Origin of the sequence: Pseudomonas rubra, assembly GCF_028656935.1 — a bacterium.
GTDB lineage: Bacteria > Pseudomonadota > Gammaproteobacteria > Pseudomonadales > Pseudomonadaceae > Aquipseudomonas > Aquipseudomonas rubra.
The window spans coordinates 15215-40879 of record NZ_JAMDGZ010000032.1 but is presented as its reverse complement, the minus strand read 5'-3'; the positions used below and the strand labels follow the sequence as shown (position 1 = coordinate 40879).

Sequence of the window (25665 nt, the reverse complement as noted above, 5' to 3'; positions counted from 1 at the left end):
AGTGACGTAGGAAAATGGCAGGAAATGTTGCGGGCACAGGGTGTGCCCGCAAGCGGGGAGGTGTAGCTGAATCAGCTCACGACGCGGTAGCAGGGCACATATTCGGCGCCGCCCGGCAGCTTCATCCGGTGCTGGTCGACGAAGGCTTGGAGCAGGTGGCCCAGCGGTTCGAGCACGGCGCTGTCACCCTTGATTTCGTACGGGCCTTTCTCTTCGATCAGGCGGATACCCTTGTCCTTGACGTTGCCGGCGACAATCCCGGAGAACGCCCGACGCAGGTTGGCAGCCAGCTCGTGGGCCGGCAGCGCGCGGCTGAGCTTGAGCCCGGCCATGTTCTCGTGGGTTGGGTCGAAGGGGCGCTGGAAGCCTTCTTCGATCTTCAGCAGCCAGTTGAAGTGGAAGGCGTCGTTGCGCTCGCGGCGGAACTGCTTGACCTGCTTGAGCCCCTCGACCATCTGCCGGGAGACTTCGGCCGGGTCATCGATGATGATCTGGTAGTGCGCCTGCGCCTCGTCGCCGAGGGTGGCGCGCACGAATGCATGCAACTGCTGCAGGTACGGCGCGGCGCTCTTGGGCCCGGTAAGAATGACCGGGAACGGCAGGCCGCGGTTGTCCGGGTGCATGAGGATGCCCAGCAGGTAGAGGAACTCCTCGGCGGTACCGGCGCCACCGGGGAAGATAATGATGCCGTGGCCGACGCGGACGAAGGCCTCCAGGCGTTTTTCGATGTCCGGCAGGATCACCAGCTCGTTGACGATCGGGTTCGGCGCCTCGGCGGCGATGATGCCAGGCTCGGTCAGGCCCAGGTAACGGCTGCCGCTCATGCGTTGCTTGGCGTGGGCGATGGTCGCGCCTTTCATCGGGCCCTTCATCACACCCGGGCCGCAGCCGGTGCAGACGTCCAGTTTGCGCAGGCCCAGCTCGTGGCCGACCTTCTTGGTGTATTGATATTCCTCGGTGCTGATCGAGTGACCGCCCCAGCACACGACCATCTTCGGCTCGACACCTGGGCGCAGGGTGCGGGCGTTGCGCAGCAGGTGGAAGACGTAGTCGGTGATGCCCTGGGAGCTTTCCAGGTCGATGCGCTGGCTGGCCAGTTCGCTTTCGGTGTAGACGATATCGCGCAGGGCGCTGAAGAGCATTTCGCGGGTGCTGGCGATCATTTCGCCATCGACGAAGGCATCCGCTGGTGCGTTCAGCAGTTCCAGGCGCACGCCGCGGTCCTGCTGGTGGATGCGCACTTCGAAGTCCTTGTAGGCTTCGAGGATGGTCTTGGCGTTGTCGACGTGCGCGCCGGTGTTGAGGATTGCCAGCGCGCACTGGCGGAACAGGGTGTACAGGCTGCCGGAACCGGCTTCACTCAGTTGCTGTACTTCACGTTGAGACAGTGTTTCCAGGCTGCCTTTTGGGCTGACAGATGCATTGATAACTTCACGTTGGGGCATTCTGGGTTTCCTGTGAGCGGGTAAACGTCCATCTTCAGAACACCACCATACCGGCAAATTGTCGCAGCAACGAGTGCCTTTCGCTGTCAGGCCTTCCAGCCGACCGCCTGCAGGGCTTCACGCAAGCGCTCGGGCGTGAGCGCCAGGACCTTGCTGCCATGGGCCTCAAGGTCGGTGGCGGCCAGCAGGGCATTGACGATGGCTTCCTCCACCGCGTCGGCCGCAGCGCTGAACAGCGCCGAGATATGGTCGTTATTGACCATCTGTACCGTGCTGGTCGGCACCCCGGGATGGCCGAAGTTGGCTGCAGGCCGCGCGTTGCCGGTGGAGAAGGCGATGAAGATGTCGCCGCTGGAGTCTTCGGTGCCACCGCCGACCCGCGCCAGGCCGACGCTGGCCCGTTGCGCCAGGCGCGTGCACTGGTGGGGTAGCAGCGGCGCGTCGGTGGCCAGGGTGATGACGATCGAACCCATGCCCGGCTCGCCGACATTGCGCGCAGCGCTGAACGGCGAATGCACCTCGCCCAGCACCTGGCCGACGGGGTAGCCGGCCACGCGCAGGGCGCCGCGCACGCCATAGTTGGCCTGTACCAGCACGCCAACGGTCCAGCCACCGGCATCGCTGTGCAGTACCCGCGAAGAAGTCCCGATACCGCCCTTGAATTCATGGCAGATCATCCCGGTGCCGCCACCGACGCAGCCTTCGGCCACCGGTCCCGACTGCGTTGCGGCAAGCGCTGCATGGACATGCTCGGCAGTGACGTGCTGGCCCCAGATATCGTTGAGCACACCGTCGTAGGTTTCCAGCACCGTGGGCATGCACCAGTAGGTACGGGCCTTGCCCAACTCGCGCTCGGCCGCTACCAGCGCATCGCGAACCACGCCGACGCTGTGGGTGTTGGTATAGGCAATCGGCGTAGTCAGCAGGCCGGCTTCGCGAATCCACTCAAGGCCGGTGGCATCGCCATTGCCATTGAGCACGTGCACGCCGGCAAAACACGGCTGCAAGCTGGCGGCCTGGGCCCGCGGCTCGATCACCGTGACGCCGGTATTGACCGCGTTTTCACCGCTGCCGCGCTGTACGGTGTGATGGCCGACGCGCACCCCTGGTACATCGGTGATGGCGTTGAACGCGCCAGGGGTGCCGGTGCCGATACGAATGCCCAGATCACGTACACGCATTGATTCACAACTCCTGCTTAAGGTTTTGAAGGGTCCGCGATGGCCGTTGCTCGCACAGCATGACAAGTGTTCGAGCAACCGCAATACTGCGTGCCGGTGAACAGAGTCTAGAAACTCGGCCTGCCGCTGGCGATTCCCCCCAATCGTTACCCCCTAGGAGTTACCGGTGAACCTGCTATTCGAAGCCGTCGCCCATCACCATGCCCTGGCCCGGGCCATCGAGCAGTTGGGCAAGCCGGGGTTCTGGCATCAACTGATCGTGTTGCTCGAACAACTGGTGCCCTGCGACACGGCCCTGGCCCTGCTGGTCGAGCGCGACGACGCGCCGACGGTGCTGGAGGAGTTCGACCGCGGTTTTCGCGATGCGCCTGCAGCCGCGCCGATGTACCTGGGTGGCCTGTACCTGCTCGACCCGTTTATCCAGGCCATGCGCGATGGCCTGGCCGATGGCGTGTACCGCATGGAAGAGGTGGCACCGGACGAGTTTCGCAAGAGCGACTACTTCAACAACTACTTTCGCGCCCTGGTCGGCGAGGATGAGCTGCAGTTGATCCTCAACCTTGAGGCGGGCAAGGTCTTGGCCATCTCCCTGGGCGCCAACCAGCGTTACCAGAGTGCGACCATCGGCCAGCTGACCCTGCTGGCACCGTGGCTGCTGGCGTTGATGCGCCAGCACTGGCACCAGCAGCATCCACAGCAGGTCACAGAACATTCGACACCGGTGGAGCGTGCCCTGGAGCATTTTGGCAGCGACACCCTGTCGGCCCGCGAGCTGGAAACCGCCCGCCTGGTGCTGCGCGGCAACTCCAGCAAGGCCATCGCCAAGCGCCTGGACATTTCCCAGGAGACGGTCAAGGTGCACCGGCGCAACCTGTACAGCAAGCTTGGGGTTTCGTCCCAATCGGAGCTGTTCAGCCTGTTTTTGCAACACCTGGGACAACACGACCAACAGGAGTGAGTGATGCTGCGGATACTGGGCAAGGCTTCATCGATCAACGTGCGCAAGGTGCTGTGGACCTGTGCCGAACTGCAACTGCCGTTCGAGCGCGAGGACTGGGGCTCGGGTTTTCGCTCGACTGCGGATGAGGCGTTTCTGGCGCTGAATCCCAACGCCATGGTGCCGGTGATTGAAGACGGCGATTTTGTGTTGTGGGAATCCAACAGCATCATCCGCTACCTGGCTTCGCAGTACTGCGGCCAGCACCTGTACCCGGCCGAGCCCAAGGTGCGGGCGCGGGTCGATCAATGGATGGATTGGCAGGCCACCGACCTCAACGGTGCGTGGAGCTACGCTTTTGTTTCGCTGGTGCGCAAGGCGCCGACCCACCAGGACCTTGACGCGCTGGCGGCGGGGTGCCGCAACTGGGCGAGGAACATGACCATTCTTGAGCGGCAACTGGAGCGTACCGGGGCCTTTGTGAGTGGCGCGGACTTCTCCCTGGCCGACATTCCCATCGGCCTGTCGGTCAACCGCTGGTTGCAGACCCCGCTTGAGCGCCCGGCGTTGCCGGCGGTCGAGGCGTACTACGATCGTTTGAGCGAGCGCGAGGGCTATCGTTTGCATGGGCGCAATGGATTGCCGTGAGGTCTCATCGCGGGGTAAGCCCGCTCCCACTGGATTTCCACCACCCCTGTGGGAGCGGGCTTGCCCCGCGATCTTACTGATCCAAAACCGTCAGGATCTGATGCGCCACCTTCACCCGCTCGGCAATCGGGTAGTTCTTGTTCGCCAACAAGACAATGGCAATGCGTTTTGACGGCACGAACGCGACATAGGCACCAAACCCTTCAGTCGAACCGGTCTTGTTCAGCAGGGTGTTGGCCGGCAGCGGCCGCGCCGGTTTAAGCCACGTCACAGGTTGCGGCTCCAGCACCATCGTTGGAGCATTGCCGGCCTGCAACTGTTCCAGGCTGACCGGGTAGGCATACTGCTCCCAACCCAGGCCCTGGGTCATTTCGCCCACCTGGTAGTAGCCGGTCTGGGTGGTGGCGATGGCCTGTTGCAAGGGCTTGCTCAGGCTGTGCGGCTGCATGTTCAGGTCCAGGTAGTGCAACAGGTCCATGGCCGTCACTTTCAAGCCGTAGGCTTCGGCGTCCAGCGGCCCGGGGCTGACGCGCACCGGTTGATCCTGCTTGTTGTAACCCTGGGCGTAATTGCCCATCTGCGTGGCAGGCACCTGCAGGTAGCTGTGCTGCAGGCCCATTTGCGCCAGCAGCTGCTTTTCCATCAGAGGGGCAAAGGGTTGATCCAGGCTTTTTGCCGCAAGGTAGCCGAACAGGCCCAAGCTGGGGTTGGAGTACAACCGGCGGGTGCCTGGCGCGTAGTCGGCTTTCCAGTGCGTGTAGTAGCCGGGCAGGTCGGCTTCACCCTTGACCTCATTCGGGAACTGCAAGGGGAGGCCGCCGGCGCTGTAGGTGCCAAGGTTGAGCAGGGTAATACCATCAAACGCCGTGCCCTTGAGCGCGGGCCAGTGCTTGCTGGCCGCATCGCCCAGGCTCAGCTTGCCGTTGGCCTGGGCAAAGCCTGCGAGGGTTGCGGTGAAGGTCTTGCTCACCGAGCCGATTTCGAACAGGGTGTCGGCGTTCACCGCCTGGCCGCTCTGTTTCGACGCTACCCCGTAGTTAAAGTAGTGCTGCTGGCCGTCAACGCTGATGGCCACGGCCATGCCGGGGATCGCCTGTTGTTGCATCAGCGGGCGGATGGCAGCGCTCACTGTTGATTCAAGCGGCGCCTGGGCGAAGCTGTAGCCGGAGGCCAGGCTAAGGGTGAAGGCGGCCAGAATCCCTGGCTTGAGGTTGGTTTTTTGGTGCATGATCGGCAACCTTTCCATAAGTGGACTGTTGTGGGCCTGGCTGCAGCAGGGAGCGCCAATTTAGGCGTTTTGCCCAGGCACGACAAACGATGATATTTCGCAGCAGCCATTAGAAAAATTTGGGAGTCTGCATGATTCGACCGCACCTGCCCTTGAACGCCCTGCGCGCCTTCGAGGCCTCGGCCCGGCACCTGAGCTTTACTCGCGCGGCCATCGAGTTGTGCGTGACCCAGGCGGCAGTCAGCCACCAGGTCAAAAGCCTCGAGGCCCAGCTCAAAGTCACCCTGTTCAAGCGCCTGCCGCGCGGGCTGATGCTTACCAGCGAGGGCGAGACTTTGCTGCCGGTGTTGCGCGAGTGCTTCGACCGCATCGCCCACACCCTCGACTGCTTTGACGGCGGCCATTACCGCGAGGTGCTGACGGTGGGCGCGGTGGGCACCTTTGCCGTTGGCTGGCTGTTGCCGCGCCTGCCCGAGTTTCAGGCCCTGCACCCGTTTATCGACCTGCGCCTGTCGACCAACAACAACCGTGTCGATATAGCTGCCGAAGGCCTGGATTACGCTATCCGCTTTGGCACCGGCGCCTGGCATGGCATCGATGCGCAGCCACTGCTGGAGGCGCCGTTGTCGGTGTTGTGTGTGCCAGCGATTGCCGGGCAACTGCATACACCTGCCGATCTTTTGCAGCAAACCCTGTTGCGCTCTTATCGCAGCGATGAGTGGGCCGAATGGTTCCAGGCCGCAGGGCTGCCGGGCGCGCTGCAGCCTTCGAGGACCATGGTCTTCGATTCGTCTTTGGGAATGATGGAAGCCGCCGTGCAGGGCGCGGGCGTCGCCCTGGCACCGCCGCTGATGTTTGAACGATTGTTGGCCAGCGATGCCATTCGCCAGCCGTTTGACTTGAATATCAGCACCGGCAGCTACTGGCTGACGCGCCTGCAATCGAAGGCCGAAAGCCCGGCGATGACAGCGTTCAAGGTCTGGTTGCTGAAGGCGGTTACGGGCTGCAGCGCGAAGGCTGGCAGCCTTGCAGCCCGGTGACTATTGGCGATTCTCCGGCCAGCTGGCGGTCGGGAAGTAGCTTTCCATACCCGGTTCCTTGTGCTCGACACCTTCGCGCTGCCAGTAGCAAGTCAGCCGCGCGTAGTTGTCCAGGTCCCCGTGGATCAGGCAGGTCGAGTGGTGCCCGGGCCAGGTAAAACGCAGTACTTTGGCCTGGGCAATGGTCGCGACCTCGACTTTGCCGATGGCGGTCAGGGTCTTGCCGTCGATGGTTTTTGCCAGCACCAGTTGGCCATCCAGATAACGCAGGGTGGCTCGAGCGGAATAAGTGGCGCCGTTGTCCGGTTCTTTGCCGACCAGCGCGTAAGGCCCAACCACAAAGCCGTACAGCGGGTCCGGATAGTCTTCATCATCGGCCACGCAAACCGTGCCGACCAGCAACAGACTCAGCAGCAAAAGCCTCATAGCGGCAACGCCTGCAGCACCACCGCAGTGACAAACAACAGCAGCGACAAACTGATGCCGATCAGTGGAATCCGGAACCAGTAACGCCAGGCCAGAACCGCCATGCTCGCCAGAAACAGCACGCCCAGGCCCAGTAGAAAGCCGTCACGCAGCAACGCCATGGGCGCGGCCAGGGCCAGGTAGCCATACACCAGGCCAAACAGCATGGCGCCCAGACTATGGCTGGCGTTAAAGCCCACCCAGGCGCGCCACACCGTGGTTTGCCGGGAAATCACCGGGGCGACTTTTTGCATCTGTTCGCCCAACGCCGGGTCGCGCGGCTGGAACTTGTTGCTGGCGAAGGTATAGACCAGATGCAGGGTCCCCAGCAGCAGGACGATGGCGGCACTGGCGCAGATCAGCAGTTGGGCGATCATGGGCGGTCCTTTTGCTGATGGAGCGTTATTGGGTTGGAACCAGCTGGCTGGCAATCAGTGTCGGGCAACTGAATGTGGGCCTGGGTGCTGAAGGGTCCAAAGGGATCAGTACCGAACCATTGGTCAGTGGCGAGCCTGGGGATGTCGGGCGAGTGCTGGTAAGAAGAGGGTCGGGCCAGCCCATGATCCAATGGTTGCCAATGGCTGCCGCACTGGGGTGGCTATGAACATTGTCGTAGCCGACCGACAGTATCAGGTGAGCGGGAGTGCATTTTGTCGCTGCCGGGGGCATTCCTGCCCATCCACCATGGTGACTGGCCACCAGCGACACCAGTTCAGGCGTAAACGTAGGCCAATGGAGTTTGCTGTATTCAACGTCGCCCGGCAGTAGGGTCGCCAGTGTGTGGGAGGCGTTTTGCATCACGAACCAAGCCAGTCCTTGGTTGTTGCGATCATGTGGGTCCCTGGCTGGGTCGGTACGGGTGATGACGCCAGCACTGAAGGCGACGCGCCGGAGCCTGTTTGGCCAGACCAACCGTTGGCGTAATTGGGCAATGAAACGTAAATGCGTTGGACCCAGACCTTTGCCTCTCAGGCGCGCGGGTGGCCGCGGAATGATCCATGGCCGATTCACTGCATTCGGGTCGAACCTTATATTTGCGGCCCTGTTTTTGGTGCTGTAGTTCATGTTGCTTACAGCATAGGCCCAGTGATCGAAGTCCCAATGAGACAGCACCACGGGAGCAGTAAATCGGCGGCGGCAACAGCTTTCAGCGGCTAACAATGCAGGCCGGGGCGATGGTCGGGTGCGGGTGTTCGGACGGGTCGGCCAGCCGAGGTCAAAAAACAGACAGGGGTGGCCGTTATCGTCGATCAGGGCATTGGCGTTACCCTGGCCAACATCGTAGGCCACTACCCACCGTGATTGACCCGCTTGGCTAGCGGCGGCTTCGAGGGTGTCGAAAATTTGCGTCTGGCGCACCGAAAGGCCACCGAGGAATGCCAGTTGTTGCAACTGTGGGGATGCAAGTTGGACATTGGCCATGGCGAAGCTGGGCGATGCTTCCTGGTTCTGATCGCCAAGGCTGAAAAACGTGGCGCCGATCGAACCTTCCTTAAAAGGCGGATAGCTGTCTTGCAGGTCGAAGCTGATCCATGACTTTGGTGCATCGTAGATTTGCTTCAGATCAGTTCGCATGGCGTACATCAGGTCTTTCAGGCGGACAGACAGCAGCATTGTCTGTTCAAGGTACTGATCTTCGGGCTGGGTCTGTGCCCACTTGCGGGTACGCAGTTGTGCGGCGGCAGAAGCAGTGATGCAATCGAGGATGACCATGGCATCAGGTCCATCGAACAGAATATCTTCGATCATCGCGTAATGGGTATACGTCATTCGCATTCCTTCCTTGGTCATCCGAGCTGAGCTGCCGGTCACTTCAACACCAACTGCCGAGTAATGGTCGGGTCACTGATCTTGTCGTCATCGATCAGCAACAAGGCCTTGGAGAGGATGATCGACAGCAGGCCATCGCCCTCGAACGGCAGGTACTGCGGTGTGGTCTGTTGGCGCGCCTTGGCGTCGGGGACGATGCACAGGTACTGATCGTTGGGCAGCATGAGGATGTTGCCTGAGCCCAGGTGGATCTTGTAGCTGCGCAGCTTGCCGGTGACTTCCAGGAAGCGCCCGTGCAGGGTCCATTTGTCCTTGAGGCGGGTCATGCGCGGCAGCAGTTTTTCCAGCAGTTGCTTGCGCGTTTGCGCGGTGGCGCCCAGCTCGCCAAACGAGTGCTTGTGCCAGTAATCGCGGTAACGGCCATCCGGCCCGCCGTCGGCCCATTGCGGGTCGTTGGCCAGCGAGGCGACACCGACGAACAGGTCGACATCGCGCATCACTTCACTGAGCACCAGCGCTGGCACCTGATCCAGGGCCAGGGGCGTGGCATCTTCGCCGTCACGCCAGTGCTCCGGGGCATAACCGCCGCCGCCCGCATGGGAGTAACGCTGTGCGGCGTCGATAGCATAGAAGCGCACCTGGTCGGTGCTCAGGCGCAGGAAGGCGCCGGCTTCGTTGGTGTCGACGCCATAGTCATCGCCCATGCCTTCGATCCAGAACTCGGCGCGCAGGCCCCAGGCCGGCAGATCACGCGTGGCCGGCGGGTAGCTGTCATCGACCATCAGCCGCAGTTTGTTACGCCAGCCGCGGGCGGCGGCCAGGGCGTGGAACTGATGCTGGCGCAGAATGTGCGCGGCGAAGCGGTTGGAGTAGATGGCGGTATTGCGCTCGGCTTCGGTCAGCAGATAGACCTCGCGGTGGGCCTGCTTGAACGGCTGGGTGATCTGCAACGCTTCAATACGCTCGCGCCAGGCCAGGACCTCTTCCAGGGCACGGCCGATCGGATGCCAGAGGCGGACTTCGGCTTCGCTGGACGGTGTCACGGTTTTGCCGTCGAGGGTTTGCAGGCTGTTCTCGGTGAACACCACGGCGTGCTGCTGGCCGCCTTCGCTGATCAGCCAGATCAGCCGCCGCGCCAGGGTGCCAATCAGCGGGTGATCAAGGTAGCGCTCCTGCCATTGATCGTACGGCCAGTGCTTTTCCAGCAGGAACAGGCTGTCCAGGCGCTCGGCCTGGGCTGGCAACATGGCGCCAATATCCTTGACCGCGCCTTGCAGCTCCTTGAGTTCGTCCTTGTGCTCGGCCTTGACCTTGGCCGGCACCGATTTTTGCGGCGTACCGTCGGCGCGGAACCAGCTCAGGGCAGCGCTCTTGCCATCGACTTTGAGCTCGGCGACAAAGGCGCCGTCAACGAAGCTTTCCCGACGCAGGCCAACCTGCTCCAGGCCATAGGTCGGCACCCCGAGCTCTTCGATCTGGTCGCGGGGCAATTGCAGGGCCTGGGCGGCGCTGGTGAAGGCTTTTTCGATTTCCTTCTGCGCGGTCCCGAACTTGACCCGCACCTTGAGCAGGGCCAGTTGCCCGACTGCCTCGTGGCTGGGAATCGACGACAGGGCGAACACCGCTGCGTTGCCGACCTTCGGCGCGCGCGGGCCGATGCCGCGGACCTTGCGGTAGGCGCTCAGGGCCAGGCGGGCGATGGCCCGGGTCAGTTCGCTGTCGGCCAGCGCGGCGCTGATCCAGAGCAGGCCGCGCAGCACCGTAGCGTTGCCATCGTGCATGCGCGCGCGGTCATCGCTGCTTTCCCAGCCGACGTTGAGCAAGGCGCCGCTGCGCCCGGCATCGACCCGTGCAAACCAGCGCAGCAGGGCTGCCCGCAGTGGCGCCTCGCCGACCTTGAGCAGCAGCGCCTGGGCGTTCTTCAACCATTTCGCCGATGGCCGCGCCGAGGTCGCCCCAGCGGCCTGACGCAACAAAGCCAACCAGTCTTCGCGTACCTCGGGGCCCAGTTGTTCGAGGTCTTGCAGGGCCAGTTGGGTCCAGTGCTCGCACGGCGCCAGTACCTGCCAGGCACCGCTGCCCAGCAGCGGGTCGAGCTTGGCCAGCAGTTGCTCGCCGAAGTTGCCGTAGTGGCCCAAGTCGGAACACTGGCTGCGCAGCAGAATCAGCAGCTCACGCAGGTCGTCGGGTACTTTCGGGAAGTTTTGTGCGATGACCCAGTCGGCCACGGTCAAGGTCGGCAGGGTGCCGTAATAGGCGAAGCGGTAGCTGGTGAACCACTGCAGCACCGGTTCGGCCAACGGGCCGACCTGGGCGCCGTTCTCCATCAGCCAGGACATCAATGCCGGCAGCACGCCATAGTCGAAGACGTGGGAAAAAGCATGGCCGGCACTGGCTGTGCTCAGCTCACCGTTGTAGGCCACCACCCGTTCGATCAAAGCCAGCACCAGCCGGGTGCGAGACGCCGGGTCAGCATCCAGGGCGATGACCGCAGGCAGTTTGCTCAAGGCGAAGACCATGGCATCGGGGCGGCCATGAATGTTTTGCAGCAGCGGCAGCAGTTCGCTGATCAACCCATGCTCGTGGCGCAACTCGGAGCCGGCCAGCAGCGGGTAGCCATCGGGGCCGATGTGTTCGACCGGGCCCAGTTCGGTTTGCGGACGGTCGTGGCGAAACGCCTGAAGTTGTTCCAGTGCCATGGTTCAGCCTCCTACCAGCGGGGCCAGTTTGATGAAATTGACCACGCTGTCGTGGCGGATGGTCAGGACTTCGTCGAGGCTTTCGGCCTGACGCTCGTCGAGAAGGATGAAAAAGCCATTGCGCACGAAGGCGTCGTAGGCAACCTCGACCTGCTTGCGCCAGTCGATGGTCGGGCGTTCGCTGGGGCGCTCGCCATTGAGCGCAGCTTCCAGCGGCTCGGGGCTGACCAGGCGCTGGCGTCGGCTGTGGGGGGCGGTATCGCTGCTGCGCTGCAGGACTTCCTGATGAACCCGCTCGCGGATCAACTGGCGCACAGTGATGGTGTCGGTGGCAAAGTGCAGGGCGAAATCGTCGAAGACTTCGCCCGAGACCGACTCGTCGCGGACGGTGAGCGTTGCCATGGGAACTCCTTTTCTGGCAAGAGGCAAAACAGATGGGCGCAAGGGTATCAGGCCGGCCAGGGAATTTCGATGTACAGGGTTTTACAGCAGCACGCCCTTGACCGGTTGCAAGGGCGCCGGCGCCGCTTCGCCTTCGAGCTCGCGCACGGCGATTTCCAGGTTGCGGCACATGGCATCCAGGGCCAGGTCGTTGGGCTGGGTGTCGAACGGGTCGGCAATCTGGTCGCCCAGGGCATCCAGGCCGAAGAAGGTATAAGCCAGTACGCACACGGCAAACGGCGTGAACCAGCCGATGCTGTCGACCAGGCAGAACGGCAGCAAGAAGCAGTAGACGTGGACGATGCGGTGCAGCATGAGGATGTAGGGGTAAGGGATGGGCGTGTTTTTGATCCGCTCGCAGCCACCCAGCACGTAGGACAGGCGGTTGAGCTGCTGATCGAAGTTGGCCTGGATCACCTCGCCAGCGCCGGCTTCGCGGGCTTGGGCCATGAAGCGTTGGCCGAGCAGGCCGAGCAGGCGGCTGGCCGGCGCATCGCTGCTGGCCAGGGCGGTGCGCGTCGGGGTGTCGAGCAGGCGCTGGCGATCGGCGCTGGCCGGGGTGCCACGCAACTGGTCACGCAGCACGTAGGCGAAGCCAATCAGCGGGTCGAGCAGGGCGCGGCGCTGGCTGGCGTCGAGGCTGGGCAGCAAGCTCAGGGTCTGGCGGGTCAGGTTGCGGCTGACGATCAGCAATTCGCCCCACAGCGTGCGCGCCTCCCAGAAACGCTGGTAGGCCACGGTGTTGCGAAAGCCGAGGAAGATCGCCAGGGTCAGGCCCCAGAGGGTAAAGGGTGTGGCGGTGAGGATTACCTTGTACTCGAACAGCGTGCCGTGGGTGGCCACCACTGCCGAACTGATCAACACGGTGTACAGCACCTTGCGCCAGATCGCCGGGATGATCGAGCCCTTGAGCGAGAACAGCAGGACGCGGATGGAAGGTTTTTGCGGCTGGATGATCATGCAAGGCGAACCTGTACAGTAGCGCGGGGCTTTGTGCGCGCTACTGTAGGGCAAAGTCTGGCCAGGATACAGTCCGGCTGTGCTAGTCGTGGCAGCAGTGCGCAGGTACCTGGCTGGTGCCTTCATAGCGGTCATGGTGGCGCACCCAGTCCATGGTGCCGTCCTCGTTGCGACCCTTGGGCATCAGGTCGAGGAAGTTGTAGGCGCCGACCAGGATGTCGAGGCCGCGGGCGTAGCTGGAGTAGGTGTGGAACAGCGTGCCGGTGGCGTCGCGGTAAAACACGCTGAGGCCTGGCAGCTCGGTTTCATCGCCCGAATACGGCTCATAGTTGTATTGATCGCTGCCTTTGCCGCCAACACCGAAGTCCTGGTTGAAACTGCTGGCATGGGATGAGACCCAGGGGAATTTCCAGCCCATGCGGTGCCTGAACGCCTGGAACTGGGCGTAAGGCGCGCGGGAGACGGCCACCAGCGATACATCGTGATGGGCCAGGTGCAGGTTGGCGCCGTCGAAATGATCGGCCAGGAACGAGCAGCCGGGGCAGCCTTCTTCCCAGCCTTCGCCGAACATGAAGTGATAGACCAGCAACTGGCTGCGCCCGGCGAACAGCTCGGCCAGGCTCAGGTGCCCGTTGGCGCCTTCGAAGCGGTAGTCCTGCTCGACGCGTACCCAGGGTAGGGCGCGGCGGGCTTTGCTCAGTTCATCGCGCTGGTGGGTCAGGGCCTTTTCATGCAGCCACAACTGGCGGCGGGCGCTGAGCCATTCGCTGCGCGTGACCACCTGGGGGTTCTGATAGTTGTCCATGGAGTACGCTCCGCTGGGGGATGTACTCATGGTCGATTGCCGGGGTGGGGATTCGACAGGGATGGGGGCAGGGCGATGAACGGTGGTGAATTCATCGCCGGCAAGGCCGGCTCCCACTATAGATCTGCATACACCGGAACCTGTGGGAGCTGGCCTTGCCAGCGATGGGGGCGACGCGGTCCTCAGGCAGACATCTGCTCGATCAACGCCCACAGTTGCTCATCCTCGAAATCCTTCACCACCAGTTGAGCACCTGCGGCCAGCAGTGCTTCAGGTCGCTGGCTGGTGGACAGCCCGACGGTAAAGATCCCCGCGCCACTGGCCGCCTTTACCCCCGGCACCGAGTCCTCGAACGCCAGCGAGTGCGCCGCCCGCGCCTGCAGGCGCTCAAGGCCGGTGAGGTAGGGCAGCGGGTCGGGCTTGGCCCGGGCCAGTTCCTCGGCCACCAGCACATGTTCGAAACGCTGGTTCAGGCCCATGGCGCCGAGCATGTGCACGGCATTGGTCCGTGGCGCATTGGTGACCACGGCAACGCCGATGCGCAGGCGCTCGGCATGCTCGAGCAGCTTCAGCAAGCCGGCGGTGGGCTGCAAGGTCGGCGACAGGGCACGAAAGCGAGCTTCTTTACGGTCGGCAAAGGCCTGGTGCTCGCTCAGCGGCCGGTCGGGGAACAGGTAACGGCACAGGTCGGCATTGGCCCGGCCGCTGACGTGGGCGTCGAACTGCGCTTGGGTGAGTACCCGGCCTTCTTCGAGCAACAGTTGTTGCATGGCCAGCAGGTGGAGTTTGTCGGTGTCGGTGAGGGTACCGTCGAGGTCGAACAACAGGGCATCAAGCATGGTCGGCATCCGCTGCAGTGGCCGCACATGATAACCGGATCAGCGGGGCTGGTCAGACTCGCAGGAAAAGAGTACAAATGTACTCCATGAATACACTATCGCCCAAACGCCGCGCTATCCTCGATTTCATTCGCCAGCGCATTGCCGATCAGGCCCAGCCGCCAAGCCTGGCCGATATCGCCACGGCCTTCGGTTTTGCCTCGCGCAGTGTTGCGCGCAAGCATATCCAGGCGCTGACCGAGGCCGGCTTCATCGAGGTGACCCCCAACCAGGCCCGTGGCATTCGTCTGGCCGGTGCCTTGCGCCGCCCCGAGGTTCTGGAAATCCCGGTGCTCGGCCAGGTGGCCGCCGGCCGGCCGATCGGCCCGGACGTGGATATCCACGAGCAGTTGATGCTCGACGCGCACCTGTTCAGCCGTTCCCCCGACTACCTGCTCAAGGTCCGTGGCGACTCGATGATCGACGACGGCATCCTCGACGGCGACCTGGTCGGCATCAAGCAGCAGGCCGACGCCCGTGACGGGCAGATCATCGTCGCGCGCCTGGACGGCGAGGTGACCATCAAGCGCTTCGAGCGGGCCGGCGGGCATTACCGCCTGCTGCCGCGCAACCCGGCGTATGCCCCCATCGAGGTGGGCCCGGAGCACGACTTCGTCATCGAAGGGGTGTTCTGTGGCCTGGTGAGGCGCGGCTGATGGGCGCGGTGGTCAGCCTCGACGGCCTGCTCGACCAGCAACGGCTCTGGAAGGGCCGGCCGCAGGCTCAACCCCAGGGCCTGCAGCCCACTGGCCATGCCGCCCTGGATGCGGTGCTGCCCGGTGGTGGCTGGCCGGCCGGGGCGCTGACCGAGCTGCTGCTGGCGGCCGAGGGCTGTGGCGAGTTGCAACTGCTGTGGCCGAGCCTGGCGCGCCTGACCCAGGCCGGCGAGCGGGTGGTGCTGATTGCCCCGCCATTGATTCCCTACCCACCGGCCTGGCAGGCGGCCGGGGTCGACCTGCACTGGCTGACGGTGGTCCAGGCCACTGCCGGCGAGGTGCTGTGGGCTGCCGAGCAGTGTTTGCGCTCGGGCAGCTGTGGCGCTGTGCTGTGCTGGCCGCATAAAGCCGATGACCGCGCCTTGCGCCGCTTGCAGGTGGCTGCCGAAAGCGGCCAGACCCTGGCCTTCGCCTGTCGAGCGCAACAGGCCGCGCTCAACCCGTCACCGGCGGCGCTGCGCATTGCCGTCGATGCCCAGCCGGCGCAATGGCGGGTGCTCAAGTGCCGTGGCGGCCTGGCCCCGGCCACGGCCATTGCCTGCCCCGGGCGAGGCTGATGGATCATGCTCTGGGCCTGTATCCTGCTGCCGCAACTGGCACTCGACGCGGTGCTGCGCCACCGCGATGACCCCGACACGCCGCTGGTGCTGCTCAGCGGCCCGGCCCAGCGCCGGGTGCTGCAGGCGGTCAACCCGCCAGCGACTGCCTTGGGTTTGCGTGCCGGGCAGACGCTGACCACCGCCCAGGCCCTGGCCGGCAGTTTCACCTGTGTCGAGCACGACCCGGCCGCCATCGAGCAGTTGCAGCAGTTCCTGGCCGCCTGGGCTTACCGCTTCAGCTCCCAGGTCAGCCTGCATTACCCACGGGTACTGCTGCTTGAGGTCGAATCCAGCCTTGGCCTGTTCGGGCCCTGGCCGGCCTTCGAGGCGCGGCTGCGCGCCGAGCTGAGGGCGCTGGGTTTTCGTCACCGCATCGTCCTGGCCAGCAACCCGGTGGCGGCGCGCATGCTTGCCAATGCCCACGATGGCCTGGCCCTTGACTGCCCGCAGCAAACCCGTGCGGCGCTGGAGCAGATGCCCATCGAACGCGTCGGCCTGCCTGTCGAGGCCGCCAGTGCTTTTGCCCGCATGGGTCTGCGCCAGCTTGGCCAGGTCCTGGCCTTGCCGCGTGAGGCCCTGGCCCGGCGCTTTGCCGCGCCGGTGCAACTGCACCTGGACCGCCTGCTCGGGCGCCGGCCCATGGCCCTGGCGTTCTACCTGCCGCCGGACCGCTTCGATGCGCGGCTGGAGCTGAACTTCGATGTCGAGTCCCATCAGGCCTTGCTGTTCCCCTTGCGCCGGCTGATCAACGACCTTGCCGCCTTCCTCGCCGGGCGCGACAGTGGCGTGCAGCGTTTTGCCCTGCACCTGGAACATGCCCAGGGCCCCGACACCTGTGTGCCGGTCGGCCTGCTGGCGGCCGGGCGCGACCCGTCGATGCTCTTCGAGCTGGCCCGTGGCCGTCTTGAGCAACTGCAGATTGGCGCGCCGGTGCGCAACCTGCGCCTGCTGGCCGAAGACCTGCCGGCCTTCGTGCCGCAACGCAGCGAATTGTTTGACCCACGCCCGCAGCAGAACCAGCCCTGGGAGCAACTGCGCGAACGCCTGCGCGCGCGCCTTGGCGACGAGGCGGTGGGCGGTCTTGCGGCCCAGGCCGATCACCGCCCCGAATGCGCCTGGCAGCGTGGCGAGGCGCCGCGCCAGGCGCCGCTGTTGACGAGTGCGCCGCGCCCGGGCTGGCTGCTGGCCGAGCCCCAGGCCTTGCCCGGCATCGGCGTGCAACTGCTGACGGGCGCCGAGTGTATCGAGTCCGGTTGGTGGGACGGCGGCGATGTGCGCCGCGACTACTATCGGGTGCGCACTGCCAGCGGCCTGCAGGGCTGGGCCTACCGCACCCTCGGTGAAGAGGGCCCGCTGTGGCTGCAGGGCTGGTTCGCATGAGCGCGCCGGGTTACGCCGAGCTGCATTGCCTGTCCAACTTCAGTTTTCAGCGTGGCGCTTCCAGTGCCCAGGAGCTGTTTCAGCGCGCCCGCCAGCATGGCTACCAGGCCCTGGCGATCACCGACGAGTGCACCCTGGCCGGTATCGTCCGTGCCTGGCAGGCGGCCCGGGCTGTGCAACTGGCGCTGATCGTCGGCAGCGAAATCCGCCTGCACGATGGCCCCAAGCTGGTGCTGCTGGCGGAGAACCTCGCGGGCTACCAGCACCTGTGCAAGCTCATCACCCTGGGCCGGCGGCGGGCGAAGAAGGGCGAATACCAGTTGCTGCGCGAGGACTTCGCCAGGCCCCTGGAAGGCCTGTTGGCGTTGTGGGTGCCGGACGGCGGCGAAGACGACCTGGCCACCGGCCACTGGTTACGCGCAGTGTTTGCCGAGCGCTTGTGGCTGGCGGTGGAGTTGCACCGCGGCCCGGACGACCCGCAGCGCCTGCAGCAGCTGCTGGCCCTGGCTGAGCGTCTGGGCATCGCCGCTGTGGCCAGCGGCGATGTGCACATGCATGCCCGTGGTCGCCGCGCCCTGCAGGACAGCATGACCGCCATCCGTCATCACTGCAGCGTTGCCGAGGCCGGCCAGCGCCTGTTCGCCAACGGCGAGCGGCATCTGCGCCCGCTGGCGCAACTGGCCGAGCTGTATCCGCCGGCATTGCTCGAAGAAAGCCTGCGCATTGCCGCGCGCTGTCAGTTCGACCTTGGCCAGTTGCGCTACCAGTATCCCCGTGAACTGGTGCCCGACGGCCAGAGCGCCAGCACCTGGCTGCGTCACCTGTGCGAGCAGGGCCAGCGCTGGCGTTGGCCTGAAGGTATCGGCGACAAGGCTCGCCAGTCTCTTGAGCATGAGCTGGAACTGATTGCCGAGCTCAATTATGAAAGCTACTTCCTCACCGTCCATGACATCGTCAACTTCGCTCGGGGTCAGGGCATCCTCTGCCAGGGGCGCGGCTCGGCGGCCAACTCGGTGGTGTGTTACGTGCTCGGTATCACCGAACTCGACCCGATGAAAAGCCACCTGCTGTTCGAGCGCTTTTTGTCCCGCGAGCGCGACGAGCCGCCGGACATCGACGTCGATTTTGAGCACGAGCGCCGCGAAGAGGTGCTGCAGTACGTGTTTCGTCGCTATGGCCGTCATCGCGCGGCGCTCACGGCAGTGGCCAGTACCTACCACGCCGCCGGCGCGGTGCGCGATATCGCCCGGGTGCTGGGCTTGCCGGTGCAACAGATCAACGCCCTGGCCGACTGTTGCGGGCGCTGGAGCGACCGCCTGCCGCCGCCCGAGCAGCTGCGCGAAGCCGGTTTCGACCCCCACAGCCCGTTGCTGCGCCGGGTGCTGGCCTTGACCGGCGAGCTGATCGGTTTTCCCCGCCACCTGTCCCAGCACCCGGGTGGTTTCGTGATTTCCGAGCAGCCACTGGACAGCCTGGTGCCGGTGGAAAACGCCGCCATGGAAGAGCGCACGGTGATCCAGTGGGACAAGGACGACCTCGACCTGGTCGGCCTGCTCAAGGTCGACATCCTCGCCCTGGGCATGCTCAGCGCCTTGCGCCGCTGTTTTGACCTGCTGTATCGCCACCGTGGTCGCGAGTTGACCCTGGCCAGCATCCCGGCCGACTGCGCGGCGACTTACGCAATGATCGGCCGCGCCGATACTGTCGGGGTGTTCCAGATCGAGTCGCGGGCGCAGATGGCCATGCTGCCACGGCTCAAACCGCAGAATTTCTACGACCTGGTGATCGAGGTGGCCATCGTGCGCCCCGGGCCGATCCAGGGCGACATGGTTCACCCGTACCTGCGCAGGCGCCAGAAGCTTGAGCCGGTGAGCTATCCGTCCGAGGCGCTGAAAAAAGTCTTCGAGCGCACCCTCGGCGTGCCGTTGTTCCAGGAGCAGGTGATGGAACTGGCCATGGTCGCTGGCGGTTACTCGGCGGGCGAGGCCGACCAGTTGCGCCGGGCCATGGCCGCCTGGAAGCGCCACGGCGGCCTTGAACCGCACCGCGAACGGCTGACCCGGGGCATGCTCGACAACGGCTACAGCGCAGAATTTGCCGAACGTATCTTCGAGCAGATCAAGGGCTTTGGCAGTTATGGCTTCCCCGAGTCCCACGCTGCCAGCCTCGCCTTGCTGACCTACGCCAGTTGCTGGCTCAAGTGCCATGAGCCGGCGATCTTCGCCTGCGCGCTGATCAACAGCTGGCCCATGGGGTTTTACAGCCCCGACCAGATCCTCCAGGACGCCCGCCGGCATCGTATCGAGATCCGCCCGGTGGATGTCTGCCACAGCGACTGGGACTGCAGCCTGGAGCCGGGAGCAGGGCAGGCCCTGGCCATTCGCCTGGGGCTGCGTCAGGTGCGTGGTTTTCGCCAGCAGGATGGCCTGCGCATCGAACAGGCCCGGGCCGAGCGCGGCTGGCGTGATGTCAGTGATGTGTGCGAGCGGGCGCACCTGGATACCCGCGCCCGTGAGCTGCTGGCCGATGCCGGGGCCTTGCGCGGCCTTGCCAGCGACCGCTATCGGGCGCGCTGGAGCGTTGCGGCGGTGCAGGCGCAACTGCCGTTGTTCGCCGGCATCGAGGCACCGCTGGAAGCACCGGTGGGCTTGCCTCAACCGTCATTGAGCGAAGACATGTTCGCCGACTACGCCAGCGTTGGCACCACCCTGGGCCCGCATCCGCTGACCTTGCTGCGCCGCCGTCTCAATGCCCTGGGTTGCCGTAGCTCACAGGCGCTGGAACAGGCCGGGCATGGCGACCGGGTCAGCGTGGCGGGGTTGGTGACCGGGCGTCAGCGCCCGGGGACGGCCAGCGGGGTGACCTTCGTGACCCTTGAAGACGAGTTCGGCAACGTCAACGTGGTGGTCTGGCGCGATTTGGCCGAGCGTCAGCGCCGGGTGCTGGTGGGCTCGCAGTTGATGCGGGTGAGTGGGCGACTGGAATGCGAGAGTGGGGTGCGGCACCTGATTGCCCAGCGCCTGGAGGACCTGAGCCCGCTGTTACAGGGGCTGGATGTGCGGAGCCGGGATTTCCACTAAAGGTGGGCCGGCGATGAGGCCGGTACAGCCAGCACCTCAGGTGTTGCCTGAATGACGACCGCTGCGCGCTCGATCTCAAGAACGCAACAAGCCTTACAGCATATTTGCAGTCATCAGCAATCGAGTCCGTAGTTCTTGAAAATGGTGCGGGCAACGGCCAGAAAAGGCTCGTGTGGTGCCAGGTGGCTCCTGGCATCTTCGAGCAGTTGCCGAGCGTGCTCTTTTAGATCTTGCTTGAGCGCCGGATCATCAGCCTGGCGCATCATTTCAATGGCTTTGAGCACTCGTTCCAGGGCCGCCTTGACGCGCTTTTCCTTGAGCTGGCGTTGTTCGACGAGGTCGCGACGCAACAAACCGTACACTTCGATGGAGACTTGTCCCTGCGGGCTGGGTACCAGGTTGGTCGCTATCTGGATTGTCCTGGGGCGGACCAGGCCCTGGGCAAGAAACTCCAGGTGCTGCTCGGGGGTATCCATGCAAGGATTGAGCAGCAGCGCTATTTCATTTTTTTGCGCGGCGTGGTTGCGCCAGCGCAGTGTTTCATTGGCTACAGGGAACAAATTGGCTTTGCCGGACATGCCCGTGCTGTCATCGGCAAAGGTCTTGCCGCGTTTACGGTTGCAATCGATACACGACGGTAGCAGGTTGTCCCAGTCGGCGGCGAGCCAGTAGTAGCCGGGTTTGCTCATCTTGCCATTGATTATCACTGCGCCTTTGGGGCGAAAGTGCTCGATGTCTTCCGGCCCACCGGCAGCGTAATTGAATTCGCAGTAGGCGCATTTCTTGTGGAACAGCGTGCGCAGGGCTTCGACGATTTGCGGGTCCTTGTAGACGCTGAACTCGAAGGGTGTGGACGGGGCTCCAGGCAAGGTGTTGAGCACATGCGCGATGGCGCGGCGGGTCTCATCCTGGCCGGCGGATTGCTCCCCGTTGAGCACAGACGGAGGGGCGCCGCGTTGTACCCGGATCATGATTCAGGCCCTTTTCCGCCGTTTGCCGCAAGCTGGGCGGGTTCAAGCTGGATTTCCTCCCACAGGCTCCGGAGCTCAATCAGCGCGTCATGCTCATCCTCGGCCGGCAGCTTGCGGGCGCTTGCCATGCGCTCAGCCAGAAATTTGTCGGCCGCCTCGAAAACCATGTGTTCCCGTGGCGTCAGGCCCATCTTGTTATTGCCCTGCAACTGCTCGCTGATGGCCTGCAGGCGATCTTGCTGGCCTGGGCTGCGTTGCTCCATGGCCAACAGGCGGTAGTATTCCTCGAACAGCCGATCGATCTCCACGTCCTCGGTCGAATGCAGGCCGAAATACTCTGAGGCCAGCAACTGATCGACGCGCATGAAACGCGGGGAGGGCAGTTCAGTGTTCTTTGAGGTCATGGCCGTGACCGGGCCATCGAGCGTGCGGATCAGTACGGCGATTTCACTGCTGTCCAGCCCCCTGAGGGTGAGCGGCTCATGGCTGGTGGCAATGAACTGGACCCGCGGAAACACTTCGCGCAAGCGCTGCACGATGCGCATCCGCCAACGTGGATGCAGGTGGGCGTCGACTTCGTCGATCAGCACAATGCCTTCAGCCGAAGACATATCCTGCCAGCCCAGGCGCATGATGCTCATGATGTCCATGGCCAGTGCCAGCACGGCTTGGTAGCCACTGCTGACGGCGGTCAGGGTATCTTGTCCGGAGGGGCTTTTGACGATGATCTGATGATTGCGGCGAACCAGTTCGACGCCGTCGGCGCTGGGCAGCAACGATGTCAGTGAGCGGGCGAAGCGGTTGAACGCTGCTGAAGTGGCGGTATTGAGCCAAGGGACTCCGTTGTCCAGGAAGCGTGTCGGGTCGAACAGATTCTCCACTTTGCTCCTGGCCGCAGCAGACGGGTCGGTAGGTTGCGGTTTACCCATCAAGCGCGTTGCGCCATAAGCCAGCACCATGACTTTAGGCTCCGGTGGCGTGATGCTGATTTTGTTGCCGCGTCGGGTCAGGGTCATGACGATAGGTTCCGACATGCCCGACAACTCGACTCGCACCTCACCACGGGCCGCGCCCTTTTGCAGCAGGTCGGTGGCCTGTACGCCCAACCGTTCTACGCCACTTTGCCCGATCAGTGCACACGCCAATGCCTGGAGCAAGGTGCTCTTGCCCGTGCCGTTCTCGCCGAGCAGCATGTACCAGGAGCCAACCTTGCCATCGCTGAACGAGGGCTCGAGTTGAAGGTGGTCAATGGCGCGAATATGCTTGAACTCCACGCGCTCGATGTACTGGGACATTCGATACAGTTGTTCGGGCGGCTGCGATTGCTCGATCGAGAATGACTCCAGCGCTTTGGTTCTTTGTGTGAGGTTTCTGGACGCATCGCGCAGTGCTTTACTGCTGTCGGCATTGTTCGAGGCAAGTGCTGTGTTGAATGTTAGGAACTCAGCCATGCGCTTTTGGCTGCTGGGGAACTGCACAACCGTTTTTTCAGCCCAAGCTCTGACAAACTGGCGCCGCATGGCGCAGAACGGGCTCTGCGGCCTGACCATTTGCGCCAGGTATTCCAGGCTCTTTGAGTCGGGGCGCTTGTTCTTCATCAGCGCTTGCAGATGCTCAAGGTTGCGCAGGTCATCGGACCTGGCCTTGATCAGGGTGCTGCGGTTCAAGCCCAGTACATCGATGGTGGCCTGGCCGCGCTCGGTTTCACTGGTGATTTTGCCGTCGCTCAGAAACAGGAACACGCCATCAAGGTCATCTTCTGTGGGATCAAGCAGCAAGTTCTTTTCCTGGCGCAGGGCCTCCCCGGTGCTACCCACTTTGGCCCGTGGCCCTAGCACCGGGAAACGTGGCCCCTTGAGTGCGTTGCATTCGGCGCAGCTGGGCAGATAATTGCTCCACTCGAACGTCAACCACCAATAGTGGTCATCGGACACGCCGCCACTGAAGTCGGTGCTGCCGTAGCGTGGTCTGAACAGTTCGATTTCCGGGCGGCTTACCAATTGTTCGCAATAAGCACATTTGTTGACCTGGCGCTCGCTCCAGAGCAGACGAATATCCGGGTGCAGGCGTGCGGCAATGCGCTGGAAACCAAAGCGCGCCTGGGCCCTTTTCGCCGCAGGCTGGCGGTAGAACGCCTCGGCATCACTGCGTAACCGGATAAACGCCGCAGAAGAAAACACCTCTGGCATTGGCCCGCGTTCAATCCTGATCATCTGGCTAGGCTCCAGTGAGGTGGGGGCGACTGCTGTGCATAATCTCCTGACTATAGCCGTTGAAACGGCACTGATGGCGATAAAGCATCATTGACCTATAGTCAAAGCCTCAGCACAGGAGGTTGTGTAAATGGCGCGGCAACTGGTGATATGCCTGGATGGGACGAACAACCGTTTCAGTCTGCAACCGACTCACATTCTGCGACTGGTCCGGGCGCTCGATCCTGACCCGCAGCACGTCCTGTCTTACTATGACCAGGGTGTCGGCACATTTGGCCTCAAGGAAACCCTGTTCGAATGGCAAAAGTTGCCGGCGCGGATCTTTGGCCTGGCTTTCGGCTGGGGGCTCAAGCGCAATGTCGAGGGTGCCTACCGTTTTCTTGCCGAACAGTATCGGCCAGGCGACCAGGTGTTTATTTTCGGCTTCTCGCGCGGCGCCTATGCGGCCAGGGCCCTGGCTGCACTGGTGCATGGGCTGGGGTTGGTCGCGGCCCATCAAGTCCATCTTTTCGATTATGCCTGGTCCATGCTCCTGGCCCGGGACAAGGACAAGCGCCCCGATTTTGCCTTGCAGCACCAGTTCAAGCAGACCTTCGGACGCACGTTGGAGATCAACTTCCTGGGCCTGTTCGATACGGTGAAATCCCTGGGCTGGATCTATGACCCGGTCAGTATTCCCTACACCGCCAGCAACCCCAGTGTGTTGAAGGTGCGTCACGCGGTGTCGCTCGATGAGCGGCGCTGTTTCTTCCGTCAGCATTTGTGGCGCGCCAAGCCAACGGATCCGACAGATGTCAAAGAGGTGTTTTTTCGCGGCGTGCACTGCGATGTCGGCGGCGGCTATGCAGTGAGCGAATCGCAACTGGCCCTGGTGCCCCTGCGCTGGATGTTCGCCCAAGCCGGCGCGGCCGGTTTGGCGCTGGATACCCAGGCTTGCCAGGCACAATTGAACCCGCTGGCCGGCGTTGCCCCCGACCCTCTGGCCGATGCCCATGACTCGATGAAGCCGGCCTGGCGGGTCGCCGAATGGGTGCCGCGGCTGGTATGGAGCAAAGGCCGGCGCAAGCTGGTGATTGGCGCCATGCCGCCGATTCGCCAGCCGTTCCCCAGGGTGTTGCCAAGCGCTCTGTTGGTACATGAATCGGTCGATGCGCGCATCAAGGCCGGCGGTTACTCGCCGGCGAGCATCGTCAGCGGCGTCACTCAGGTGACCTATGTCGCCGACTTGCCTTGAGTGAACCTGCCGAGCCCGGCGGATTGTCGGCGCTGCACTCCAGCAGTACCTCCAGCAGCGCCTGAGCCGCTGCCGAGAGTTTATGGTCGGCCAGCACGGTTACGCCGATACGCCGTTCTATACTCGGTTCCACCAGCGCCACGCAACGTGCGCCGAGCTCCTGCATCTGGCCGATGCACAAGGCTGGCACGGCGCTGACGCCCAGGCCATTGGCGACCATGCGGCCGACGGTCGACAGCTGATGGCTTTCAAAGGCCACCGCCAGCTTGCCGTGTTCGGCGGCCAGGTGCTGTTCCAGCAACAGCCGCACTGCCGAGGGCCGTTGCAGGGCAATGAAGTCTTCGGCGAGCAAGTCGCGCCAGCTCACCTGCGGCTGTTGCGCCAGGGGCGAGTCGGCTGGCACCACCGCGACGAAGCGGTCCAGGTACAGCGCCTCGAAACGCAGGGGCGCACTGGCTTCAGGTTCGAAACCGATGCCCAATTCGACGCGCCGGTGGCGGACCAGTTCCAGCACCTGTTCATTGATAACGTCGTGGACGGTGACGTTGACCCGCGGGTAGCGCTGGCGGAACACCTTCAGCGCCGCCGGCAGCAGGTTGCCGGCAAAGGCTGGCATGGCGGCAATCGACACCCGTCCAAGCTGCAGGGTAAATCGCTGGCGCAGCAGCTCTTCGGTGTTGTCCCAGTCAGCCAGCAGTTGCCGGGCCAGCGGCAGCAGCACCTCGCCCTCCGGGGTCAGGCTGACGCTGCGGGTGGTGCGGCTGAGCAGGGCGCCGCCGAGGTTGTCCTCAAGGGCCTTGATCGTCAGGCTCAGGGCCGGCTGCGACAGGTGCAGGTGTTCACCGGCCTGGGCAAAGCTCTGGTACTTGGCGACAGTGACGAAGGCGCGCAGCTGTTTGAGGTTCATCGGGTGAATTCATTCTTTTGAAAAACTAATTAAATCATCATAAAAACAAAATTAACAAATAAGTGCTC

At 63.6% G+C, this 25665-nt stretch carries 22 protein-coding genes; 8 read left to right on the top strand and 14 right to left on the bottom strand.

What is annotated here, in order from left to right; genetic code table 11:
- Positions 1–71: 71 nt before the first annotated feature.
- Positions 72–1445, bottom strand: coding sequence for a nucleotide 5'-monophosphate nucleosidase PpnN (ppnN, locus tag M5G17_RS15360; protein WP_273893749.1), 1374 nt, complete (start codon positions 1443–1445; stop codon positions 72–74).
- An 86-nt stretch (positions 1446–1531) separates the two neighbouring features.
- Entirely contained in the window at positions 1532–2626 is a 1095-nt protein-coding gene (locus M5G17_RS15355) for a DmpA family aminopeptidase (RefSeq protein ID WP_273893748.1), read from the bottom strand.
- Between the two features lie 166 nt (positions 2627–2792).
- On the opposite strand from M5G17_RS15355, the gene M5G17_RS15350 reads away from it, so the two are divergent.
- Both M5G17_RS15350 and M5G17_RS15345 read left to right on the top strand, forming a co-directional pair.
- Positions 2793–3584 (top strand): helix-turn-helix transcriptional regulator, encoded by a 792-nt coding sequence (locus M5G17_RS15350; RefSeq protein ID WP_273893747.1) that lies wholly within the window; start codon positions 2793–2795, stop codon positions 3582–3584.
- 3 nt (positions 3585–3587) lie between these two features.
- Positions 3588–4211: a glutathione S-transferase family protein gene (locus tag M5G17_RS15345; RefSeq protein ID WP_273893746.1), complete on the top strand. Its 624-nt coding sequence runs from the start codon at positions 3588–3590 to the stop codon at positions 4209–4211.
- A 73-nt stretch (positions 4212–4284) separates the two neighbouring features.
- Here M5G17_RS15345 and ampC read toward each other — a convergent pair whose 3' ends face one another.
- Positions 4285–5439, bottom strand: a complete 1155-nt coding sequence (gene ampC, locus M5G17_RS15340; RefSeq protein ID WP_273893745.1) for a class C beta-lactamase — start codon at positions 5437–5439, stop codon at positions 4285–4287.
- A 131-nt stretch (positions 5440–5570) separates the two neighbouring features.
- Between ampC and M5G17_RS15335 the strand changes: the two genes are divergently transcribed.
- Positions 5571–6479: a LysR family transcriptional regulator gene (locus M5G17_RS15335; protein WP_273893744.1), complete on the top strand. Its 909-nt coding sequence runs from the start codon at positions 5571–5573 to the stop codon at positions 6477–6479.
- Here the strand turns inward: M5G17_RS15335 and M5G17_RS15330 are convergent, their stop codons facing one another.
- The 8 genes from M5G17_RS15330 to M5G17_RS15295 form a co-directional block, all read right to left on the bottom strand.
- On the bottom strand, positions 6480–6905 hold the full coding sequence (locus tag M5G17_RS15330) for a hypothetical protein (RefSeq protein WP_273893743.1): 426 nt from the start codon (positions 6903–6905) through the stop codon (positions 6480–6482).
- Positions 6902–7321 (bottom strand): LIC_13387 family protein, encoded by a 420-nt coding sequence (locus M5G17_RS15325; RefSeq protein WP_273893742.1) that lies wholly within the window; start codon positions 7319–7321, stop codon positions 6902–6904. The genes M5G17_RS15330 and M5G17_RS15325 overlap by 4 nt, the downstream gene beginning before the upstream one ends.
- Positions 7322–7346: 25 nt before the next feature.
- Positions 7347–8714: a ComEC/Rec2 family competence protein gene (locus M5G17_RS15320; protein WP_273893741.1), complete on the bottom strand. Its 1368-nt coding sequence runs from the start codon at positions 8712–8714 to the stop codon at positions 7347–7349.
- Positions 8715–8752: 38 nt separating this feature from the next.
- On the bottom strand, positions 8753–11413 hold the full coding sequence (locus M5G17_RS15315; RefSeq protein WP_273893740.1) for a DUF4132 domain-containing protein: 2661 nt from the start codon (positions 11411–11413) through the stop codon (positions 8753–8755).
- A gap of 3 nt (positions 11414–11416) precedes the next feature.
- Positions 11417–11815 carry a hypothetical protein gene (locus M5G17_RS15310; protein WP_273893739.1) on the bottom strand — a complete coding sequence of 133 codons (399 nt, stop codon included), beginning with the start codon at positions 11813–11815 and terminating at the stop codon, positions 11417–11419.
- An 81-nt stretch (positions 11816–11896) separates the two neighbouring features.
- The gene (locus tag M5G17_RS15305) at positions 11897–12814 is read right to left on the bottom strand and encodes a bestrophin family protein (protein ID WP_273893738.1); all 918 of its coding nucleotides are present in this window, start codon (positions 12812–12814) and stop codon (positions 11897–11899) included.
- A gap of 82 nt (positions 12815–12896) precedes the next feature.
- On the bottom strand, positions 12897–13619 hold the full coding sequence (locus M5G17_RS15300; protein ID WP_273893737.1) for a DUF899 domain-containing protein: 723 nt from the start codon (positions 13617–13619) through the stop codon (positions 12897–12899).
- A gap of 182 nt (positions 13620–13801) precedes the next feature.
- Complete coding sequence (locus M5G17_RS15295; RefSeq protein ID WP_273893736.1) at positions 13802–14458, bottom strand: HAD family hydrolase; 657 nt, start codon at positions 14456–14458, stop codon at positions 13802–13804.
- 77 nt (positions 14459–14535) lie between these two features.
- Between M5G17_RS15295 and lexA the strand changes: the two genes are divergently transcribed.
- The 4 genes from lexA to M5G17_RS15275 are packed head-to-tail and all read left to right on the top strand — an operon-like array spanning position 14536 to position 20272.
- Entirely contained in the window at positions 14536–15153 is a 618-nt protein-coding gene (gene lexA / locus M5G17_RS15290) for a transcriptional repressor LexA (protein ID WP_177414027.1), read from the top strand.
- Positions 15153–15770 (top strand): translesion DNA synthesis-associated protein ImuA, encoded by a 618-nt coding sequence (imuA, locus tag M5G17_RS15285; protein WP_273893735.1) that lies wholly within the window; start codon positions 15153–15155, stop codon positions 15768–15770. Before lexA ends, imuA begins: the two co-directional genes overlap by 1 nt.
- Positions 15771–15776: 6 nt before the next feature.
- A complete protein-coding gene (locus tag M5G17_RS15280) occupies positions 15777–17192 on the top strand; it encodes a Y-family DNA polymerase (RefSeq protein WP_273893734.1) in 1416 nt (471 codons plus the stop codon).
- A complete protein-coding gene (locus M5G17_RS15275; protein WP_273893733.1) occupies positions 17168–20272 on the top strand; it encodes an error-prone DNA polymerase in 3105 nt (1034 codons plus the stop codon). The genes M5G17_RS15280 and M5G17_RS15275 overlap by 25 nt, the downstream gene beginning before the upstream one ends.
- A gap of 113 nt (positions 20273–20385) precedes the next feature.
- Here the strand turns inward: M5G17_RS15275 and M5G17_RS15270 are convergent, their stop codons facing one another.
- Together M5G17_RS15270 and M5G17_RS15265 are read right to left on the bottom strand one after the other, a co-directional pair.
- Entirely contained in the window at positions 20386–21243 is an 858-nt protein-coding gene (locus tag M5G17_RS15270) for an HNH endonuclease family protein (RefSeq protein WP_273893732.1), read from the bottom strand.
- A complete protein-coding gene (locus tag M5G17_RS15265; protein WP_273893731.1) occupies positions 21240–23456 on the bottom strand; it encodes an AAA family ATPase in 2217 nt (738 codons plus the stop codon). Before M5G17_RS15265 ends, M5G17_RS15270 begins: the two co-directional genes overlap by 4 nt.
- A gap of 130 nt (positions 23457–23586) precedes the next feature.
- Between M5G17_RS15265 and M5G17_RS15260 the strand changes: the two genes are divergently transcribed.
- Complete coding sequence (locus M5G17_RS15260) at positions 23587–24690, top strand: phospholipase effector Tle1 domain-containing protein (protein WP_273893730.1); 1104 nt, start codon at positions 23587–23589, stop codon at positions 24688–24690.
- On the opposite strand, the gene M5G17_RS15255 is transcribed toward M5G17_RS15260, so the two are convergent.
- A complete protein-coding gene (locus tag M5G17_RS15255; protein WP_273893729.1) occupies positions 24656–25597 on the bottom strand; it encodes a LysR family transcriptional regulator in 942 nt (313 codons plus the stop codon). The genes M5G17_RS15260 and M5G17_RS15255 overlap by 35 nt on opposite strands.
- Between the last annotated feature and the right edge of the window lie 68 nt (positions 25598–25665).